This is a genomic window from Dyella jejuensis (assembly GCF_044904675.1).
GTDB classification, from domain to species: Bacteria; Pseudomonadota; Gammaproteobacteria; order Xanthomonadales; family Rhodanobacteraceae; genus Dyella_B; species Dyella_B jejuensis.
The window spans coordinates 1-281 of record NZ_JADIKJ010000112.1; the positions used below are offsets into that span (position 1 = coordinate 1).

Below are 281 nucleotides of genomic sequence, written 5' to 3' on the forward strand. Positions count from 1 at the left end.
GTCTGGGTGCTGCGCGCGGCGCCCTGTACCAGCTGGCTGCTCGAGACCTGGCGGCCCAGGTTGTCGTAGCGGTATGTGATCGCGTTGCCGTTGCCGTCGGTGCGGCGGGTGACACGCCCGAAGGCATCGTAGGTGGCGCTCGTGGTCTGCGCGAGCGCGGTGCCGACGCCCTCGGTCTGGCTCAGCTGCTCGCCGCGGTTGTCGTAGGTGTCCTCGGTGATCGTGCTGTTGCCGGTACTGAGCGCCGTGCCCGGCTGGCTCAGCTGTTGCTGGATCTGGAT

1 protein-coding gene is annotated in these 281 nt (G+C 68.7%); it reads right to left on the bottom strand.

Features of this window, described 5'->3' with window-relative positions:
• On the bottom strand, positions 1-281 hold a 281-nt coding region (locus ISP15_RS18540; RefSeq protein ID WP_404549504.1), incomplete at both ends, for a hypothetical protein.